The sequence below is a fragment of the Erythrobacter sp. SG61-1L genome (genome assembly GCF_001305965.1).
In the GTDB taxonomy this organism is placed as follows: domain Bacteria; phylum Pseudomonadota; class Alphaproteobacteria; order Sphingomonadales; family Sphingomonadaceae; genus Andeanibacterium.
Map to the genome: position 1 here is coordinate 1022751 of NZ_JXQC01000003.1, position 18819 is coordinate 1041569.

General features: G+C 61.8%; 17 protein-coding genes. 11 read left to right on the forward strand and 6 right to left on the reverse strand.

Annotation, left to right across the window (positions count from 1 at the left end):
- Window positions 1-66: 66 nt before the first annotated feature.
- Together SZ64_RS05270 and SZ64_RS05275 are read left to right on the forward strand one after the other, a co-directional pair.
- Entirely contained in the window at window positions 67-747 is a 681-nt protein-coding gene (locus SZ64_RS05270) for a lysoplasmalogenase (RefSeq protein ID WP_054529858.1), read from the forward strand.
- A 32-nt stretch (window positions 748-779) separates the two neighbouring features.
- On the forward strand, window positions 780-1169 hold the full coding sequence (locus tag SZ64_RS05275) for a VOC family protein (protein WP_054529859.1): 390 nt from the start codon (window positions 780-782) through the stop codon (window positions 1167-1169).
- A 6-nt stretch (window positions 1170-1175) separates the two neighbouring features.
- Here SZ64_RS05275 and gyrA read toward each other — a convergent pair whose 3' ends face one another.
- Entirely contained in the window at window positions 1176-3929 is a 2754-nt protein-coding gene (gene gyrA, locus SZ64_RS05280; protein WP_054529860.1) for a DNA gyrase subunit A, read from the reverse strand.
- Between the two features lie 274 nt (window positions 3930-4203).
- Between gyrA and SZ64_RS05285 the strand changes: the two genes are divergently transcribed.
- Complete coding sequence (locus tag SZ64_RS05285) at window positions 4204-5631, forward strand: hypothetical protein (protein ID WP_054529861.1); 1428 nt, start codon at window positions 4204-4206, stop codon at window positions 5629-5631.
- 81 nt (window positions 5632-5712) lie between these two features.
- Here SZ64_RS05285 and SZ64_RS05290 read toward each other — a convergent pair whose 3' ends face one another.
- The gene (locus SZ64_RS05290) at window positions 5713-6423 is read right to left on the reverse strand and encodes an NYN domain-containing protein (protein WP_054529862.1); all 711 of its coding nucleotides are present in this window, start codon (window positions 6421-6423) and stop codon (window positions 5713-5715) included.
- A gap of 36 nt (window positions 6424-6459) precedes the next feature.
- Complete coding sequence (locus tag SZ64_RS05295; protein WP_054529863.1) at window positions 6460-7113, reverse strand: carbonic anhydrase; 654 nt, start codon at window positions 7111-7113, stop codon at window positions 6460-6462.
- A gap of 57 nt (window positions 7114-7170) precedes the next feature.
- On the opposite strand from SZ64_RS05295, the gene lipA reads away from it, so the two are divergent.
- On the forward strand, window positions 7171-8106 hold the full coding sequence (gene lipA / locus SZ64_RS05300) for a lipoyl synthase (protein ID WP_054532100.1): 936 nt from the start codon (window positions 7171-7173) through the stop codon (window positions 8104-8106).
- A complete protein-coding gene (locus SZ64_RS05305) occupies window positions 8106-8567 on the forward strand; it encodes a type II toxin-antitoxin system RatA family toxin (protein ID WP_054529864.1) in 462 nt (153 codons plus the stop codon). Before lipA ends, SZ64_RS05305 begins: the two co-directional genes overlap by 1 nt.
- On the opposite strand, the gene SZ64_RS05310 is transcribed toward SZ64_RS05305, so the two are convergent.
- The 3 genes from SZ64_RS05310 to SZ64_RS05320 are packed head-to-tail and all read right to left on the reverse strand — an operon-like array spanning window position 8528 to window position 10762.
- Window positions 8528-9025 (reverse strand): CinA family protein, encoded by a 498-nt coding sequence (locus SZ64_RS05310; protein WP_054529865.1) that lies wholly within the window; start codon window positions 9023-9025, stop codon window positions 8528-8530. The genes SZ64_RS05305 and SZ64_RS05310 overlap by 40 nt on opposite strands.
- A gap of 2 nt (window positions 9026-9027) precedes the next feature.
- Window positions 9028-9597 carry a hypothetical protein gene (locus SZ64_RS05315; RefSeq protein ID WP_156313534.1) on the reverse strand — a complete coding sequence of 190 codons (570 nt, stop codon included), beginning with the start codon at window positions 9595-9597 and terminating at the stop codon, window positions 9028-9030.
- Window positions 9598-9607: 10 nt separating this feature from the next.
- Window positions 9608-10762, reverse strand: coding sequence for a bifunctional 2-C-methyl-D-erythritol 4-phosphate cytidylyltransferase/2-C-methyl-D-erythritol 2,4-cyclodiphosphate synthase (locus SZ64_RS05320; RefSeq protein ID WP_054529867.1), 1155 nt, complete (start codon window positions 10760-10762; stop codon window positions 9608-9610).
- A gap of 77 nt (window positions 10763-10839) precedes the next feature.
- Here SZ64_RS05320 and dusB point away from each other — a divergent pair, with 77 nt between their 5' ends.
- The 6 genes from dusB to hfq all read left to right on the forward strand — a co-directional run bounded on the left by dusB (window position 10840) and on the right by hfq (window position 18808).
- Window positions 10840-11868 (forward strand): tRNA dihydrouridine synthase DusB, encoded by a 1029-nt coding sequence (gene dusB / locus SZ64_RS05325; RefSeq protein ID WP_054529868.1) that lies wholly within the window; start codon window positions 10840-10842, stop codon window positions 11866-11868.
- Between the two features lie 104 nt (window positions 11869-11972).
- Window positions 11973-12914: an ATP-binding protein gene (locus SZ64_RS05330; protein ID WP_241772986.1), complete on the forward strand. Its 942-nt coding sequence runs from the start codon at window positions 11973-11975 to the stop codon at window positions 12912-12914.
- Window positions 12915-12930: 16 nt separating this feature from the next.
- Window positions 12931-14346: a sigma-54 dependent transcriptional regulator gene (locus SZ64_RS05335; RefSeq protein ID WP_054529870.1), complete on the forward strand. Its 1416-nt coding sequence runs from the start codon at window positions 12931-12933 to the stop codon at window positions 14344-14346.
- Window positions 14347-14418: 72 nt separating this feature from the next.
- Window positions 14419-16635 carry an ATP-binding protein gene (locus SZ64_RS05340; RefSeq protein WP_054529871.1) on the forward strand — a complete coding sequence of 739 codons (2217 nt, stop codon included), beginning with the start codon at window positions 14419-14421 and terminating at the stop codon, window positions 16633-16635.
- A gap of 28 nt (window positions 16636-16663) precedes the next feature.
- The gene (locus SZ64_RS05345; protein WP_054532101.1) at window positions 16664-18046 is read left to right on the forward strand and encodes a sigma-54 dependent transcriptional regulator; all 1383 of its coding nucleotides are present in this window, start codon (window positions 16664-16666) and stop codon (window positions 18044-18046) included.
- Window positions 18047-18244: 198 nt separating this feature from the next.
- Window positions 18245-18808 (forward strand): RNA chaperone Hfq, encoded by a 564-nt coding sequence (hfq, locus tag SZ64_RS05350; RefSeq protein WP_082384445.1) that lies wholly within the window; start codon window positions 18245-18247, stop codon window positions 18806-18808.
- The last annotated feature ends 11 nt before the right edge of the window (window positions 18809-18819 follow it).

The window sequence follows — 18819 nt, forward strand, 5'->3', positions numbered from 1 at the left end:
GTGTTGCGCCCTACTGCTTGCGCTCGGGCAAGTTCAAGGCCAAGCGTGCGGCGAGGAGATTTCCGCATGTCCCGCCATGCTCTTTACGAGAAACGGCCGTTCCTGCTGGCAAGCATCGCTTCGGCTGCTGCCTATTTCTATCTGCGCGATGCGGAAATACCGGAAATGCTGGCGGTTGCGCTCAAAGGTGCTTCGGTTGGGCTGCTGGCGATCTATGCCTATATGCGCCACGCCGGCAAGGATGCCCGGCTGTTGACCTGGGTGATGGGTCTTGGTGCTATGGGCGACATTGGGATCGAATACGATCTGCAGATCGGCGCCTTGCTGTTCTTCGCGGCGCATATTTTCGCGATCACGCTCTACCTGCGGCATCGCCGCGACGAGACCAGCCCAAGCCAGAAGGCACTGGCGGCCTGTATCCTGATCCTTACCCCGGTGATTGCCTATTGCCTTCCCGCTGACCGGGCGGGGGCGATTCAGGTGGCGCTATATGCGCTGGCTCTGGGTGGCATGGCCGCCAGTGCGTGGATGAGCACCTTTCCGCGCTATCGAGTCGGAGCAGGCGCGGTGCTATTTGTGATTTCAGACCTGCTGATCTTCGCTGAGATGGGGCCGCTGGCGAATAGTGACATTCCCCATGTCTTCATTTGGCCCACATATTATCTGGGCCAGTTCCTGATCGCGGTTGGCGTGATCCAGACCTTGCGCAAACGCGATCCGGAACTGAAGCTGGTCAGTAGCCGTTAAAGTCGCGGGACCGCTGCGAACGGGAGAATTCCATGCTCGACCACATTGGACTCGCCGTTTCCGATATTTCCCGCGCCCGGGCGTTCTACGATCAGGCGCTCCGGCCGCTGGGATACAGCCTGATCATGGAGACCGGGCCGGATGTGACGCATTCGGGCGGCACTTGGCTTGGCTATGGGCCGCATGGCAAACCCGTGCTTTGGGTTGGCGACAATATCCCGCCGGGGCGGGGCTATCACGTCGCACTTGAGGCAGAGAGCCGGGAGATGGTGCGCGCCTTCCACGCGGCGGCGCTGGCCGCCGGCGGCACCGATAACGGTGCGCCGGGGGTGCGCGAGCATTATTCGCCCAATTATTACGCGGCTTTCGTGTTCGATCCCGATGGGATCAACCTGGAAGCCGTGTGCTACGCGCCGGAATAGGCCGGATTACTCCGCGGAGGGAGTATCTCCGGCCTCGGGTGTGGCGGTGGTTTCGGCAGCTTCGGTTTCAGCAGCCTCTTCCTCGCCATCGGCTTCCTGTTCGTCGAGACGGACCGCGCTGACGATCTGCTCGTTCCCGGCAACATCGAACAGGCGCACGCCGGCGCTGGCACGGCCGATAACGCGCAGGCTCTCCAGCCCGATACGGATCAGCTTGGCCTGATCGGTCACCAGCATGAGCTGATCGGCCTGCGTGGCGCTGAAGCTGGCCACGACCGGGCCATTGCGCTTGATATTGTCGATATTGGTAATGCCCTGTCCGCCGCGGCCGGTGCGGCGGTATTCATAGGCGGAACTGAGCTTGCCATAGCCATTGGCGCAGACGGTGAGGATGAACTGCTCTCGCTCGGTCAGTTCGGTAAAGCGTTCCGCCGTCATGGACGGCTCGCCTTCCTTCTCGGCCTTCCACGGGGCGTAGCGCAGATATTCCTCACGCTCTTCCGGCAAAGTGCCGACGCGGTGAAGGATGGAGAGCGAGACGACTTCGTCCTCGCCCTTCAACGTCATGCCGCGCACGCCGGTGGAGGTGCGGCTCGTGAATTCGCGCACCTCGTCAGCAGCAAAGCGGATGGCCTTGCCCTCACGAGTGGCAAGCAGCACGTCATCGCCGGAATCCAGCAGGGCAACGCCGATCAGACGGTCTTCCGATCCATCCTCGAAACGCATGGCGAACTTGCCGTTACTCGGCACGTTGGCGAAAGCGTCCATGGAATTGCGGCGGACATTGCCCTTGGCCGTCGCGAAGACGACGCTGAGTGCGCCCCAGCTTGCCTCGTCTTCAGGAAGCGGCAACACCGTTGCGATGGTTTCGCCATCTTCCAGTGCCGGCAGCATATTGACGATCGGCCGGCCGCGCGTGGCGGGGCCACCCTCGGGAAGCTTCCACACCTTGAGGCGATAGACCTTGCCGGCGGTTGAGAAGAACAGCACCGGATTATGGGTGCTGGTGACGAACATCGCACTGACGGCATCCTCGTCCTTGGTGGACATGCCGGCTCGGCCTTTCCCGCCGCGATTCTGCGCGCGGAAGGTGGAAAGCGAAGTGCGCTTGATATAGCCATCGAGCGTTACGGTGACGACCATGTCGTCCCGCTCGATCAGGTCTTCATCCTCGATTCCGTCCCACGCCGGAGCGATCTGTGTTAGGCGAGGGGTCGCGTAAAGCTCGCGGATCTCGACAAGTTCTTCGCGCATCACTTCGTAGAGGCGCGCACGGTCACCCAGGATCGTGAGATATTCCTCGATCTTGACGGCGAGCTCTTTCAGCTCGTCGCCAATCTCGTCACGGCCAAGAGCCGTCAGGCGGTGCAGGCGCAGGTCGAGGATGGCGCGAACCTGTGTCTCGGAGAGATTGTAGGTGCCGCTATCCTGCTCCAGCGTCGGCTCGATCGCTTCTACCAAGCGGATATACTGGGCGATGTCGCCGATAGGCCATGCGCGGGCGAGCAGGCGCTGGCGAGCCTCCGCCGGATTGGACGAACCGCGGATGATCGCCACGACCTCGTCCATGTTGCTGACCGCAACCACGAGACCGAGCAAGATATGCGCCCGTTCGCGCGCCTTGTTCAATTCGAACTTGGTGCGGCGGGTAATCACTTCCTCGCGGAAAGTAATGAAGGCCTGGATGATGTCGCGCAGCGTCATCACTTCCGGGCGCCCATTGCGGATCGCCAGCATATTGGCCGGGAAGCTGGCCTGTGCGGGCGTATGCCGCCACAGCTGGTTCAGAACCACGTCGGGCGTGGCGTCGCGCTTGAGGTCTACCACCACGCGCACACCGTCGCGGTTGGACTCATCGCGGATGTCGGAAATGCCTTCGACCCGCTTGTCCTTCGCGGCCTCCGCGATCTTCTCCACCAGACCGGCCTTGCCGACCTGATAGGGAATGGAGGTGAGCACGATGGATCGCCGGTCGCCTCGGCCTTCCTCGATCTCGTGGCGGCAGCGCATCAGGATCGAACCGCGACCGGTTGTGTAGGCTGCGCGCGAGCCCGCGGAACCGAGGATCAGCGGCGAGGTCGGGAAGTCCGGCCCCGGAATGATCTCGAACAGTTCTTCACTGGTGATCCGGGGGTTTTCGATGAAGGCGAGGCAGCCATCGATCACTTCGCCCAGATTATGCGGCGGAATGTTGGTGGCCATGCCGACGGCGATACCGCCCGCACCGTTGACCAGCATGTTGGGGAAGCGCGCAGGCAGGACGGTCGGCTCATTACGCGAGGCGTCGTAGTTCGGCGTGAAATCGACAGTGTCCTTGTCGAGATCGTCGAGCAGGGCATTGGCCACACGGGCGAGGCGCGATTCCGTGTAACGCATCGCGGCCGGCGGATCGGGATCCATCGATCCGAAATTGCCCTGGCCGTCGATCAGCGGAACGCGCAGCGACCAGGGCTGCACCATGCGGGCAAGCGCATCGTAGATCGCGCTGTCGCCATGCGGGTGATATTTACCCATCACGTCGCCAACGATGTTGGCCGATTTGCGATAGGGCCGCCCAGCGACATAGCCGCCTTCCTGGGCGGCGTAGAGGATGCGACGATGAACCGGCTTGAGCCCGTCGCGCACGTCAGGCAGCGCGCGGCTGACGATCACGCTCATCGCGTAATCGAGATAGCTCGTCTTCATCTCGTCGACGATGTCGACGCGGGGAAATTCCTCGGCCGGCAAGCCCGGCTCAATGATATCGGTGGTGTCGCTCAACTGCGTTCTTCGCTTGTTGTTATCGTTTTGGGCTAATGCACTGAAGCACTAGGCCATAGCGCCTCGTTTCGCCAGCAAAAGGGGCTTCAATCCGGCGCGCGAGCCTGTTTTATCCACACATCGGAACCTGCGCAGCCAATCGCGCGTTCAAACCCGGTTCACCGCGCCATGCCTAGCAGCGGATTGCATTATGGTGAGCAACACGGCAGTAGCGCCAAGCGCCAGTGAGGCGGGGAATCCTCCCGCCATTCATTTCCTGTCAGGAGAGAGATTGATGTTTCGTGTGTCCCATCCCGCGCGCAGCTCCAATCGTGCGAGCATCGGCAAGGGATTTGTATCCGGCATCGCATTGGCGATTGCAGCCGTCGGCGGTACTGTGGCCGGGTTTTCTGCGCCCGCGCACGCACAGTCGGAAACTCCGCAATATTCGAAGAAGTTCGCCAAGGCTGCCCAGCCCGTTTCGGAGCAGCTTAACGCCGCACGCAACAGCCCGGATAACGCTACAGACATCGCCGCACTGGTTGCGGCAAGCAAGCAGCTGACTGCTGCCAAGACCGAGGCGGAGTTCAGCTCTGCCGAAGCGGCCTATCAGGCCGCTGGTCGCTCGCTTCAGGGCCGGACAAGCGCGGCTCGGGCAGCCCTCGAATCGCTGGCTGCTCAGGCTGAAGGGCCGGACGAGAAGTTCATGATCGGCGAATTCCAGACCTTCCTCGGAAGCTTCACTGGCGACATTGATCTTTCAGCCAAGGGCTTGAAGACGAAGATCAACAGCGGCGCGCTGAAGCCCGAGAAGCTCGCCTCGTCCTGGTTCGAGATAGGGCAGCTTTATTTCGACCATAATCGCTTCAACGATGCGCAGACTGCGTTCGAGGCCGCCTATCAGGCTGGCGAAGTGAACGGTGCCGTCTACGCCGCCGAATGCTTCTTCCGAGCAAATCGCGACGTGGAAGGGATCGACTATCTTCGCAAGACCATCGACGCACGCCTTGCCGCCGGACTGGACGTGCCGCTCGCATGGGCGGGAAGCGGATTGAACCACTCGCTGGAAATCCGCGATACGGAACGCGTTGCGAGCTGGGCTGGCCTCTATGCCAAGCTGGGCAAGACGCCGCAGTCCTGGCAGGCGGGCATTGCCCAGCTGATGCGCAGCCATGAATTCGAGATTCAGGAAAAGCTGGACCTCTATCGCCTGATGGATCGTACGGGTTCGCTGCTCAGCACGGCAGACTATGTCGGTTACATCGACGCTGCCGATGCCCGCAGCCTTCCGAACGAAGTGCTTCCGGCAATTGAAGACGCCATCAGCCGCGGCCTGCTCGCCACCGATGCCAGCTCCGGTCTCAGCGCTTCGGTTGCGGAGTTCACCAATAACGCTCTGCAGATGGCCAAGGGCCGCGCCGACAGCGAACGCAAGGGCGTCGTAGCCATTGCCGCCGAAGCGGAAAAGGACGCCAAAGGCGAAACGGCAAGAGACGCTGGCGAGGTTTATCAGTCGTTCGGTGATGCCGCATCGGCTGAGAAGATGTTCCAGCTTGCCCTCACCAAGGGCGGCGTGGACAGCAACCGTGTGCTGATGCGTCTTGCCATTGCGCAGGCGGATCAGGGCAAGTTCGCGGATGCGCGCGCCAATTTCGCCAAAGTCAGCGGCAATCGCGCGCCGATCGCCACGCTTTGGCTGGCCTGGCTCGACAGCAAGGGCTGATCGCCCTAACTGCGATGCGGTTTCGATACGGCGCGGGAAGGATGCTTCCCGCGCCGTTTCTTTTTGTTCGCTATGGGCAGGTCAGCGCATGCGCTTGACGTAAAGCTGGCCATCTTCCCGGCGCTTCAGCTCGAAATTGTCGATCGTGCGGAACAGCTCCGAAAGGCGTTTGAAGCCAAAATTACGCACGTCGAAGCTGGAACGGTTGCCCGCGATCTGGCCCACTTCCTGCAAGCGGGCAAATCCTTCCTCATCGCGATTGGCGGCTTTCCATGCGTCGCCGAGCAGGTCGATCAGGCTCTGGTCCACGGCCGCGCTGCTAACGGGCTTTGCCTCGTCTGCCGACGTGGTGCGGATCAGCTGGTCCACTTCGATATAACGGGTGCAGGCCGTCCGGAATGCCTCTGGCGCCTTGTCGCTGCCGAAGCCGTAGACGATCAACCCATCCTGCCTCAGCCGCGTAACGAGCGGCGTGAAGTCACTGTCCGAACTCATAATGCCGAAGCCGTCGACCTTGCCCGCAAAGAGCAGGTCCATGGCATCGATGGTCATTGCCATGTCGGTAGCGTTCTTGCCCTTGGTCAGATCGAATTGCTGATGTGGGCTGATGCCGTATCGATGCGTGATCCGGTTCCAGTTGGACAGGGCTGGTTTGGCCCAATTGCCATAGGCGCGGCGGATATTGACCTGCCCCAGTTCCGCCAGAACGGTAAGCACCGGGTCTATCCCATGGTGGCTCGCATTATCCGCGTCGATCAGCAGGGCGATGTTCTTGAGCAAGGCTTCAGACATAGAACATCTGTCGCAGTCTGGCGCCATGCGTGCAAGCTAGATGGCGGGATGGAACTCGCCGCTTGCCTCATCGAGCAGGTGCAACACGCCGTCGGAAATTGCGAAGAACCCGCCGCGCAGCACCAGTTCGCCCTTGGCTTCCTTGTGCTGCACGCAGGGGAACGTGCGCAGGTTGGCAAGGCTCACCTTGACGCCGGCCTGTTCCATCGCGCGTTCAGCGGGGCGACCTTCCGTGCCGTATTGGGCGACGATGGGGTCGCGCACATGGTCCAGCATAGCGATCCAGTCCGCAATAAAGCCGCCCTGTCCGGGTTCGGTTCCGTGCAATTCCTGTGTCAGCGCGGCCTTGCAGCCCCCGCACATGCCATGGCCCATCACGAGAATTTCGCGGACCTTGAGCACCTGCACCGCAAATTCCAGCGCGGCCGAAACACCGTGATGGCCCGGTGTCGTCTCAAAAGGCGGGACCATCGCGGCCACATTGCGGACCACGAACACTTCGCCGGGATCGACATCGAACACCTGCGCCGGATCGACACGGCTGTCCGAACAGGCGATGATCATCACCTTCGGGCTTTGCCCTTCGCGCAATTGCGCCCAGCGATCATGTTGCGGATGCCAGCGGCCCTCACGAAAACGCCGATAGCCGGCAATGAGAGCGTCGAGTTCGGGGGATTCGGGCGCGGTCATGAAATTGCCATGCCGCCTGCGCTTGCGGCTTGCAACCCTCGGGCCTAGATGGGCCGCATGAATGACCTCTCCTCGACGCCGAAGCAGGAACGCCCGCGCAAGCCAGACTGGATCAGGGTGAAGGCCCCGGTCAGCAAAGGCTATCAAGAAACGCGTGATCTGATGCGCACCCTTGGGCTGAATACGGTGTGCGAGGAAGCGGCCTGCCCCAATATCGGTGAATGCTGGACCAAGAAGCACGCCACGGTGATGATCCTGGGCGATGTCTGCACTCGGGCCTGCGCCTTCTGCAACGTGAAGACGGGCATGCCGCGCAAGGTCGATCCGATGGAGCCTGAGAACGTGGCGGTGGCCGCCGCGAAGATGGGCCTTGAACATATCGTCATCACATCAGTGGATCGCGACGATCTGCCCGATGGTGGGGCGGGGCAGTTCGTGAAGGTGATCGAAGCCCTGCGCCGCACGACGCCGAACACGACTATTGAAATTCTCACGCCCGATTTCCGCGGCAAGATGCGTGAGGCAGTGGAAGCGATCTGCGCCGCCGGGCCGGACGTCTACAACCACAATCTGGAAACCGTGCCGCGGCTTTATCCCACGATCCGGCCGGGCGCGCGCTATTACGCCTCCCTGCGCCTGCTGGAAGAAGTGAAACGCCACGATCCGCTGATCTTCACCAAGAGCGGGATCATGCTGGGCCTTGGCGAACAGCGCCTGGAAGTACATCAGGTGATGGACGACATGCGCAGCGCCGATGTCGATTTCATCACCATGGGCCAGTATCTGCAGCCCACGCCGAAGCACGCGAAGGTAGAGGAATTCGTCACTCCGCAGACCTTCGATGCCTATGGCGCGATTGCGCGGGCCAAGGGCTTCCTGCAGGTGGCGGCCACTCCGCTTACCCGTTCCAGCTATCACGCAGGGGACGATTTCGCCCAGATGCGCGCCGCGCGCGAAGCAAAGCTGGCCAAGGCGAAACCGGCGAAGGCCTGATGCCCTCAATCCGTGAAACGAAGCGTATGCCTTACAGCGTTGAACAGATGTTCGACCTGGTGGCGGATGTCGCCCGCTATGGCGAATTCCTGCCATGGGTGGTGGGCGTGCGCGTCAAATCCGACAGCGAAAGCGAGATGGTGGCGGACCTGCTGGTAGGCTTCAAGGCGCTGCGCGAAAAGTTCACTTCGCGCGTGCTGAAGGATCGGCCGAAGTCCATCGAAGTGATCTATGTCGACGGGCCGATGCGCGATCTCGACAATCGCTGGACCTTTGCACCTACCGAAGATGGCGGCTGCGAAATCCGCTTCGCCGTGGATTTCACCTTCAAGAATCGCATTTTCGAAGCACTGGCCGGCCAATATGTCGACCGGGCGTTCCATAAGATGGTTGCCGCCTTCGAGGCGCGCGCCAGCGATCTTTACGGCAGCAGCAGTTCCAGAGCCACCAGCGCGGCGTGACGGCGCACGCCGCCGCGGTCCTTCTCTTCGAAAATCCGCTGCTCGGCATCCTTCTCTTCCGAACCCCGTATGGCACGTGCGAAAACGACCGTGCCCACCGGCTTCATTTCCGTGCCGCCATCCGGCCCGGCGATCCCGCTGATTGCCACCACCACATCGGCCTCGCTACGCTCAAGCGCGCCTTGCGCCATGGCGTAGACGCAGGCGATGGAGACTGCGCCGAAGGCTTCGATGATGTCGCCCTTGACCCCAAGCATCTCCTGCTTGGCTTCGTTCGAATAGGTCACGAAACCACGGTCGAACACGGCTGAGGAACCGGGAATTTCGGTCAAAGCGGCAGATACCAGCCCGCCGGTGCAGCTCTCTGCCACGGCAACCTTGCGCCCGGCGATCGCATTTTCCTCGATCACGCGGGTAGCAAGATCGACGAGGGATTTGGGGAGGAGAGTATCAGGCATATTCAATCCACTTTGCACACGCGCAGGTTTTCCATCCCAACCAGATTGGCCACCGCGCCCAGCAGGGCGCCGGCATCACGTGGCTCGATGGGGGACATTGCGCTCAGCACCAGTTCGATCTGGCCACATTTCTCGGGCCGGACCTGTTCGGCCACTTTCTGCATGATCAATGCATCGCCCAGCGGGCGGGCAACATTGTCAGGCAAGTTCTGGAATATCTTGGCCGGGTCGAAACCCATGGCCTGCGACTGTGTGTTCGCAGGCTTCCCATTGCCATTGGCCATGGTGAACAGGGCCAGTGCGGCACGCTTGGCTTTGGGCCAGTTCTCGTCCTGCAAGGCTGCATAGCGAGCGGATAGCTTCCGGCTTCCGGTCGCCATGAAGCCGTTCGCACTCAGGCGCCCCTCGCAGCTATTGCCCACAGCCTCGATCGTCGGCGGCACGACATAGACGAACAATGCCGCGGCCTCCGCGCCGCTTACGCATGGAACGCTGTCAGCTGCCTGCGCGACAGATGCTTGCGTAAAAGCGGATAGTGTCAGCGCGGCGAGGGCTGCGCGGTATCTGGCCATGGACATGCTCCTATCGGGCCTGCCTGATCATCGTGGCGGCAGCTTGCGCGGCGATGCCTTCGCGTCGCCCGGCAAAGCCGAGCCGTTCCGTAGTTGTTGCCTTCACGCTCACACATCCAATGTCAACGCCCGCGATCTGCGCAAGTCTCCCGCGCATGGCGTCCCGATGCGGGCCGATCTTGGGCGCCTCGCAAATGATGGTGACGTCCAGATTGCCAAGGCGATAGCCCGCTTGTGCCGCAAGGTGCATGGCATGCGCCAGAAAGCGGTCGGATGAGGCGCCGCGCCATTGCGGGTCGCTGGGTGGGAAATGCTGGCCGATGTCGCCCAGTGCCAGTGCGCCCAGGATGGCGTCCACTGCGGCATGGATCGCCACATCGGCATCGCTATGCCCGGCAAGGCCCATGGAATGGTCGATCTTCACGCCGCACAGCCATAGCTCCTCGCCTTCGGCAAGGCGGTGGACGTCATAGCCGGTGCCGACCCGGATTGGAGTCAAGTCGTCCATGAAATCCTCCGCGAATGTCAGTTTGCGCAGTGTCTCATCCCCTTCGACCAGCGCAACCCTATTACCGGCTGCGCGGGCCACTTGCGCATCGTCTCCCGCATTGCTGGGGCCTGTCCATGCGCGATGGGCAGAGAGTATGTTTGCATAGCGGAACGCCTGCGGAGTCTGCACCCGGCGCAGAGCCTCCCGCGGGGCGCTGCCGGCCATAAGGCCGCCTTCGTCGAATGCGAGACTGTCCACCACGGGCAGGGCAGGAATGGCGCCGGGATGGCCTTGGAGCGCATCAAGCAGCCGCGCGATCACCTCTCGCGGAAGGTTGGGGCGAGCAGCATCGTGGATCAACACGAATTGCGGCGCTGCACTTTCCAGTGCTTCCAGTGCGCTCCGAACCGAATCCTGACGGGTTTCTCCGCCGATGACGAATTGAATTCCGGCAATTCCATGCAGCGCGGCAGTTGCGATCTCTTCAGCGCATTCGGGAATGGCGACGACAATCGGCATCGCCCCCGCAGCTGCCAAAGCTTCCGCCGAATGGCGCAGAACCGGCTTGCCCTGCCAAATGGCGAACTGCTTGGGCAGCGGCTGCCCGGCACGCAGGCCCTTGCCGGCAGCGACGATTACCGCTGCAAAAGCGGGAAGGGGGGAAGCCTGGCCCATGGGCCGGGCGGGTAGCTGCTTGCAGGCTGCTCCGCAATCCACTATGCGCTGCCCGTTTTTTAGGCACGCCAGCAAATATGACTATTCCGACCCATACTCCCCGGCTCAAGCCGATCCAGATCGGGCCTGTCACGATCGATACTCCGGTCGTGCTCGCGCCGATGACGGGCGTTACGGATATGCCGTTCCGGACGCTGGTGCGCCGCTATGGCTCGGGCCTCAACGTCACCGAGATGATCGCCAGCCCCGCCATGATCCGCGAAACGCGCCAGTCCTTGCAGAAGGCCGCATGGCATCCGGTGGAAGAGCCGGTATCGATGCAGCTGGTCGGCTGCACCCCGGCCGAAATGGGCGAAGCGGCCAAGCTCAACGAGGATCGCGGCGCCGCGATTATCGACATCAATATGGGTTGCCCGGTGAAGAAGGTCGTCAATGGGGATGCGGGCAGCGCGCTGATGCGCGATCTGCCGCTGGCCGCCCAACTGATCGAAGCGACAGTGAAGGCTGTTTCCGTGCCGGTTACGGTGAAGATGCGCATGGGCTGGGATCACACCAGCCTTAACGCGCCGGAACTGGCCCATATCGCGGAAGATCTCGGCGCGAAGATGATCACGGTCCACGGCCGCACGCGCAACCAGATGTACAAGGGCGAGGCCGACTGGGCCTTCGTGCGCAATGTGAAGGAAGCCGTTTCGCTGCCGGTGATCGTCAATGGCGACATATGCAGCGAGGAAGATGCGGCAACGGCGCTTGAACAGAGCGGCGCCGATGGCGTGATGATCGGGCGGGGCGCCTATGGCAAGCCGTGGCTGCTCGGCCAGGTAATGCATTGGCTCCAAACTGGCGAGAAAGTGCCGACGCCGGGCATTGCCGAACAATATGCGGTGATGGTTGAGCATTATAACGCCATGCTGGATCACTACGGCCGCGAAGCCGGGGTGAAGATCGCCCGCAAGCATCTGGGCTGGTACACCAAGGGCCTGCACGGATCGGCCGATTTCCGCAATTTCGTGAACTTCATCGACGATGCGGATCAGGTGCTGGGCGAACTTGAACGGTTCTATGAACCCTTCCTCGCCGCGCCCGAAGGACTGCGCGCGGCGTGAGTGGATTTCCCCAGCCTGCGGAACAATTGGCGAGCCTTTCGAGTGCCGTCCTTCTGCTCGGGCCGGGTCTCGTCATCGAAGGCGCCAATCCGGCGGCGGAGCAATTGATCGGCATCGGCGCCAAGCGCCTTGTCGGTCGCAAGCTGAACGATGTCGCGCAGTTTGAGGAAGCGCGCTTTTACGAATGGCTGGATCGGGCAGAATCCCAGATCACGGCCCTATCAGTAAAAACACGTATTGGGGCAGTAGAGCACAAGCTCGACCTGATCCTCTCGCCGGTCATCAACCATCCGGGCTGGCAGATGCTGGCGATGAACGATGTCCGCGCCACGGAAACGCTGGGGGAGGGGGACGAACCGCCCCTGCGCGCGCCGGCAATCCTTGCCCATGAGATCAAGAATCCACTTTCGGCCATTCGCGGCGCGGCACAACTCCTTGGCCGCAAGCTTTCAGACGGCGACAAGGCACTGACCCAGCTTATTGCCGACGAGGTGGACCGGATTGCCAAGCTGGTTGACCGAATGCAATCGCTCGGCCGCGAACAGCCTGAGCCAGTGGCGCCGTGTAACCTGCATGAGGCGGTCCGCCGGGCAATCAACGTCTTTCGTGCCCAAGGGGACAACGACGTTGATATTCGCGAGGAATTCGACCCTTCGCTGCCGCAGGTGCTTGGGAACGAGGATGCCCTGGTGCAGGTGCTGATCAATCTCATCTCCAATGCACGCGATGCCTGCCGTAATGTCGAACGACCCCAGATCATCATTCGCACCCGCTTCGTCTCAGGGCTCGTCCTCACGGCACTGCGCCTCGGCCGGCCGGTGAAGCTGCCGATCGAGGTGAGGGTGAGCGACAATGGTCCGGGCATCGATCCGGCGCTGCGCGATCATATTTTCGAGCCATTCGTCTCATCGAAGAAGAACGGACAGGGGCTGGGGCTCGCTCTGGTTAACAAGCTGGTGCGCGACATGGACGGCCGCATCAGCCACGAACGCGACGACACGGAAGGGTGGACCCACTTCAAGGTCCATCTACCCGTTGCGCGATAAAGAACAGGGGGCTGGAATGGCGAGGCGTGCATTGCTGGTCGAGGACGATACCTCGATCGCGCTCGTCACTACTGCGGCATTGCAGGATGACGGTTTCACGGTCGATCGTTGCGATTCCATCGCGGAGCGTGACCGGCTGCTGGCAGGTAATCGCTATGACGTGATGCTGACCGACATCATGCTGACCGATGGCGACGGGATCGAGACCTTGGGCGAAGTACGCAGCGCCTATCCCGATATGCCCGTGATAATTCTCTCTGCCCAGAACACGCTCGATACGGCGGTTCGGGCCAGCGACACCGGCGCCTTCGAATATTTCCCCAAGCCATTCGACCTGGACGAACTGGTGCGTGCAGCCCGTCAGGCCGCGGATAGCCGCGACAGCGGCGGCGACAGTGGCGCGCCAACGGGCGAGGGCTTGCCGCTGGTGGGCCGCAGTCAGGCGATGCAGGGCGTTTATCGCATGATCACGCGCGTGCTGAGGAACGACCTCACCGTGCTGATCCTTGGTGAAAGCGGAACAGGCAAGGAACTGGTTGCCGAGGCGATTCACCAGCTCGGCCATCGCTCAAAGGGGCCGTTCGTGGCCGTGAACACGGCCGCCATTCCTCGGGAATTGATCGAAAGCGAGCTGTTCGGACACGAAAAGGGCTCGTTCACCGGCGCAGTCGCGCGCAGCATCGGCAAGTTCGAGCAGGCGAGCGGTGGGACATTGTTCCTCGATGAAATCGGGGACATGCCGGCTGAAGCCCAGACGCGCCTGCTGCGCGCTCTTCAGTCTGGCCGTATTCGCCGCGTGGGCGGCCGCGAGGAAATCGACATCGATGTGCGGATCATCGCGGCTACCAATCGCGATCTGGCGCCGATGATCGCTGCCGGCCAGTTCCGTGAAGATCTGTTCTACCGGCTCAATGTCGTGCCGATCCAGCTGCCACCGCTACGCGAGCGGGCGGGGGACATCGAGGCACTGGCAAGGCACTTCCTGCTGCAGGCGACAGAGGAAGGCCTGCCTCGCCACCAATTGACTCAGGACGCGGGCGAGGTGCTGATGCGGCAGCCCTGGCGCGGTAATGTGCGCGAACTGAAGAACTTCGTGTTCCGGCTTGCGTTGCTTGCGCGCGAGGAAATGATCGATGCGCCGACAGTGCTGGCGATGCTGGAGGAACGCCCTGCCGCGCCCGCTGTCCCGCTGGAGGGGGTGACATTTGCCGGCGCGCTTGCAAACTGGCTTGCAGCAGCACTGCCTGCGGAAGGCAACCTGTATCACGCGGCGCTGGCGGCTTTCGAAAAGCCGCTGTTCGAACATGCGCTGGCCGAGACGAGCGGCAACCAGTTGCGAGCTGCTCATCTGCTGGGAATCAACCGCAATACCCTGCGCAAACGTCTCGACGAGCTTCAGATAGACCCGGAACGTTTCGTCCGGAGGGGCTGAAAGGCACGGCTCGCCGCGCCTTTGAGAAAAGTGCTTGCAAATTTGCAACAGGGCAGTTGTAACCCGGCAACGATGCCTGATGCGCATATTTCCAAGGGCCGGAGCTGGCCGCGCTGGTCACGCCGTGCGCTTGTTAGCGCGAGGCGGGCGAACATCTTCGGCATATTGGAAGTTCTCTCTGCCATAACCCTGGCAGTGATGGTGGTGTGGAGCTGGGCTAAACTGTTCGGCCAGCCAATCCGCGGGGGGCTGGTTCCCTCGGGCGAAGCGGCCGCGCTGCTGATCGGCACGCTGATCCCCGCCATGACTTTGCTGGTGCTGGTCGGCCGCCGCATCGCGATCCGCAGGGCGGGCGGCAAGACCGCGCGGCTGCATGTCCGCCTGGTGTTCTTCTTCTCGCTCGTCGCGGCGATTCCGACACTGCTCGTGTCGATCTTCGCATCGTTCCTGTTCCAGACCGGCGTGGAATTCTGGTTTTCCGACAGGCAGCGCGGCATCATCGAGACGGCGAACGAGCTTGCGCGTGGATATTACGACCAGAACCAGCGGCAACTGGCCGACAACACCACCGCCATGGCAGGTGACTTGCGCTATGTTCTGACTCGCTATTCCCTCACCAGCGCTGAGTTCCCCGAGCAATATTACCTTCAGGCCACAGCGCGCGAGATCAACCGCAGCGCAATTGTGCAAAAGCGCCCTGAAGGCGGTTTCAACATCGCGGCCATTGTCGATCCTGATGAGGACGATCTGGTCAAGCGCGTGGTGGGAGAAGCCCTGCCGAAGATCGATGCCGGCGAAGACGTGGTCGTGACCGCCAGCGAGGACCGGATCGAGGCCGTGGCGGCGATTGACCGCGGGGCAGGGGTCTATCTCTATAACGCCCGAAATTCCGATGCGCTGGCCCTGAGCCAGTGGAAGCGCGCCCAGAGCGTCGTATCCACTTACGAGGTTCTCACCTCCAGCGCCCGCAAGCTGCAATTGCGCTTCAATCTGCTGCTGTTCTTTGTTTCGCTTGGGCTGGTGGGCCTCGCAATCTGGTTCGCCCTGCGCTTCGCCGACCGGCAGGTTCGCCCGTTGACGGATCTGGTCGGCGCTGCTCGCGAAGTTGGGCAGGGCAATTACGCCCTGCGCGTGGAAGGGCGCACTGGCCCTGATGAAATCGGCCTGCTCAACCGGGCATTCAACCGCATGACTGCTCAGATCGAGCAGCAAACAACAGCGCTGATGAATGCCAACGAGCAGCTGGAGGAAAGGCGCGCCTTCATCGAAACCGTGCTGGAATCGATTACCGCCGGGATCGTTTCCGTCGATGAGCAGGGCAACGTCCTGCTGATGAACAGCTCTGCGCAGAAGCTGCTGCTGGACCGTGTCGGTCCCGCCCCGGTCGGCCTGAAACTCGCAGAGATCGGGCCGGAAATCGCGGCCATGCTGGATGCCCATCTTTCCAGCGGGCTGGTCCAGTACAACAAGAATGGGGAACTGCTTACTCTTGCTGTGAAAATTGCGCCTGCCGCCGAAGGGCAAGTCATCACCTTTGAGGACATTACCCGGCAATTGCTGGATCAGCGCCAGGCGGCCTGGTCTGACGTGGCGCGGCGCATCGCGCATGAAATCAAGAACCCGCTCACTCCGATCCAGCTTGCCACGGAACGGCTCAAGCGCCGCTATGGCCGTCAGATTCTGACCGATACCGAATTGTTCGAGGAACTGACCGCCACGATCATCCGGCAGGTAGGCGATCTGCGCAAGATGGTGGACGAGTTCTCAAGCTTCGCCCGCCTTCCCAAGCCCGTGTTCCGGCAAGAAGATCCGGTCGATCTGGTGCGCCAGTCCCTGTTCCTGCAGGAAGTTGGCCACCCCGAGATCAGCTATAGTTTCGACGCCGAGGAACAGACCCATCCCGTTGCCTGCGACCGTCACCAGTTCGGTCAGGCGATGACCAATGTGCTGAAGAACGCGGCAGAGGCAATCGAAGCGCGATCGCGCGATGCCGAACCCGATTATCGCGGCCGCATTGCCGTTTGCGCGGGCTACACCGACGATTCCTTCACCGTGACGGTTGAGGACAACGGTATCGGCCTGCCGCAAGACCGTGAACGGATCGTGGAACCTTACGTGACCACGCGCGAGAAGGGCACCGGCCTTGGTCTCGCAATCGTGAACAAGATCGTTGAAGAACATGGCGGGGAGATGAGTTTCACTTCCGCCGAAAGCGGCGGCACACGCGTAACCCTGCGATTTGCCCGCGATCCGCTTTCCGCCCGCCAAGGCAGCGAGGCGGCAGAATGACGGCCCGTTTGAAGATGGAGAAGATTTGATGGCCCTCGACATCCTCGTGGTGGACGACGAGCGGGACATTCGCGAACTGGTCGCCGGCGTGCTGAGCGACGAGGGCTACGAATGCCGCACGGCCGGTGACAGCACCTCCGCCCTCAGGGCCGTGGACGAGCGACGGCCCAGCCTCGTCCTGCTGGACGTGTGGCTCCACGGCAGCCCGATGGACGGGCTGGAAGTGCTGGACGCGATTAAGCAGCGTGAGCCGGAACTGCCGGTGATCATCTTCTCAGGCCATGGCAATATCGACACGGCCGTGTCCGCGGTCAGCCGGGGGGCGCTCGATTTCATTGAAAAGCCGTTCGAGGCAGAGCGCCTGCTCCATCTCGTTCATCGGGCGACCGAGACCGAACGCCTGCGCCGCGAAAATGCCCGCCTGAGGGAAGGGCTGATCAACAATGACGAGTTCACCGGCAATTCCAGCGCCATCAATCAGGTGCGCGCAACGCTGAAGCGGGTTGCCAATACGGGCAGCCGGGTGCTCATCAGTGGGCCTGCGGGTGCCGGCAAGGAAGTGGCCGCCCGCCTGCTCCATTCGTGGAGCCCGCGTGCCGACAAGGCTTTCGTCACAGTCAATTCCGCCCGCATCACTCCAGAACGCTTCGAACAGGAGCTGTTCGGGGAAGAGGCAGAAGGCAAACTGGTTCGGGCCGGACTTCTCGAAATGGCAGATGGCGGCACGCTCTATCTCGATGAAGTGGCCGACATGCCCGAAAGCACTCAGGCGCGTATCTTGCGTGTGCTGACCGAGCAGAGTTTCGTGCGCGTGGGCGGCACCCGGCAGATCGCCGTCGACGTCCGGGTTGTTTCGTCCAGCTCGCGCGATCTGGAAAAGGAAATCGCCGACAAGCGCTTCCGTGAGGATCTGTTTTACCGCCTCAACGTCGTGCCCGTCGGGATTCCGCCTCTGGCTGAGCGGCGGGAGGATATTCCCAGCCTGTCCGATCACTTTTTCACCCGCTATTCGGCCGAACAGGGCGTTGAAGCACCGACCGTCAGCCCTGAGGCGATGGCCGCGCTGCAGGCCTATGACTGGCCGGGCAATGTCCGCCAGTTGCGCAACGTGATCGAAAGGACAGTGATCCTGACCCCTCGCGATCGCCTGGCAAGGATCGAGCCTGATATGCTTCCGCCCGAAATCACTGGTGGGAAGATGGATGGCGGGCCGGGCATTACCTCGCTGATGGGCGTCCCCCTGAGGGAGGCACGCGAGAGCTTTGAACGGGAATATCTGCGCATCCAGATCCGCCGTTTCTCTGGCAACATCTCGAAAACAGCCGGTTTTATCGGCATGGAACGCTCGGCCCTGCACCGCAAGCTCAAGCTGCTGGGAATGGGCGAGAGGGAAGGGGAGGATCAGGGTTGAGCCGATCTCAATTTCGGCACGCCTGAACATGACAGGATTGTTCGCAGTTGCACAAAAATCTTGCCGCTGCTGATGATCTGGCATTACACTCAATTTGCTATCCGGCTGTAACGTCCGAATCCGTGTTGCGCGGTGCAAGGGCGAGGCAGCCAGAATGCGGAACCGCAATCGCGGCTGCCAACAACAGGAGTCAGTTTCATGACCGGAAGAACCCTCTCGGCACGGCCTAAGCCGGCCCCCGAACCTGCTGCCGCAAAACCTGCGGCTACTGCAGCGAAGGGAGGGCAGAGCCTTCAGGACGCATTTCTCAATCTGCTGCGCAAGAACAAGACACCGGTGACGATGTTCCTCGTCAAGGGCGTGAAGTTGCAGGGAATCGTCACCTGGTTCGACAATTTCTCGATTCTTCTTCGTCGCGATGGCCAGTCGCAGCTTGTGTACAAGCACGCGATTTCCACGATCATGCCCAGTGCGCCGGTTGATGCGGAACAATTCGCTTCGGGCGTCGACGGCGGCAAGAAGCAGCGCCTGCTTCAGGACGTGTTCCTGGGTAGCGTACGCGATGCCAGCGTAAGTGTGACCATGTTCCTGGTGAATGGCGTGATGCTGCAGGGGCGGATCGCCGCCTATGACCTGTTCTGCATGCTGCTCGAGCGTGAAGGCTTCGTACAGCTTGCATACAAGCATGCAGTCTCTACCATCCAGCCCGCTTCGCCTGTCGACCTGACCGGCGATTGGGACGGGGAAGGCGACAGCGACTGAGCTTTACCGAT

Excerpts from the sequence above, each read along its gene's own strand:
- SZ64_RS05275 (WP_054529859.1), top strand. The coding sequence starts at position 780 with ATGCTCGACCACATTGGACTCGCCGTTTCCGATATTTCCCGCGCCCGG.
- hfq (WP_082384445.1), top strand. The coding sequence starts at position 18,245 with ATGACCGGAAGAACCCTCTCGGCACGGCCTAAGCCGGCCCCCGAACCT.
- SZ64_RS05345 (WP_054532101.1), top strand. The coding sequence starts at position 16,664 with ATGGCCCTCGACATCCTCGTGGTGGACGACGAGCGGGACATTCGCGAA.
- SZ64_RS05285 (WP_054529861.1), top strand. The coding sequence starts at position 4,204 with ATGTTTCGTGTGTCCCATCCCGCGCGCAGCTCCAATCGTGCGAGCATC.
- SZ64_RS05315 (WP_156313534.1), bottom strand. The coding sequence starts at position 9,597 with ATGGCCAGATACCGCGCAGCCCTCGCCGCGCTGACACTATCCGCTTTT.
- SZ64_RS05290 (WP_054529862.1), bottom strand. The coding sequence starts at position 6,423 with ATGTCTGAAGCCTTGCTCAAGAACATCGCCCTGCTGATCGACGCGGAT.
- SZ64_RS05305 (WP_054529864.1), top strand. The coding sequence starts at position 8,106 with ATGCCCTCAATCCGTGAAACGAAGCGTATGCCTTACAGCGTTGAACAG.
- SZ64_RS05295 (WP_054529863.1), bottom strand. The coding sequence starts at position 7,113 with ATGACCGCGCCCGAATCCCCCGAACTCGACGCTCTCATTGCCGGCTAT.
- SZ64_RS05335 (WP_054529870.1), top strand. The coding sequence starts at position 12,931 with ATGGCGAGGCGTGCATTGCTGGTCGAGGACGATACCTCGATCGCGCTC.
- dusB (WP_054529868.1), top strand. The coding sequence starts at position 10,840 with ATGACTATTCCGACCCATACTCCCCGGCTCAAGCCGATCCAGATCGGG.
- SZ64_RS05310 (WP_054529865.1), bottom strand. The coding sequence starts at position 9,025 with ATGCCTGATACTCTCCTCCCCAAATCCCTCGTCGATCTTGCTACCCGC.
- lipA (WP_054532100.1), top strand. The coding sequence starts at position 7,171 with ATGAATGACCTCTCCTCGACGCCGAAGCAGGAACGCCCGCGCAAGCCA.
- SZ64_RS05340 (WP_054529871.1), top strand. The coding sequence starts at position 14,419 with ATGCCTGATGCGCATATTTCCAAGGGCCGGAGCTGGCCGCGCTGGTCA.
- SZ64_RS05320 (WP_054529867.1), bottom strand. The coding sequence starts at position 10,762 with ATGGGCCAGGCTTCCCCCCTTCCCGCTTTTGCAGCGGTAATCGTCGCT.
- SZ64_RS05270 (WP_054529858.1), top strand. The coding sequence starts at position 67 with ATGTCCCGCCATGCTCTTTACGAGAAACGGCCGTTCCTGCTGGCAAGC.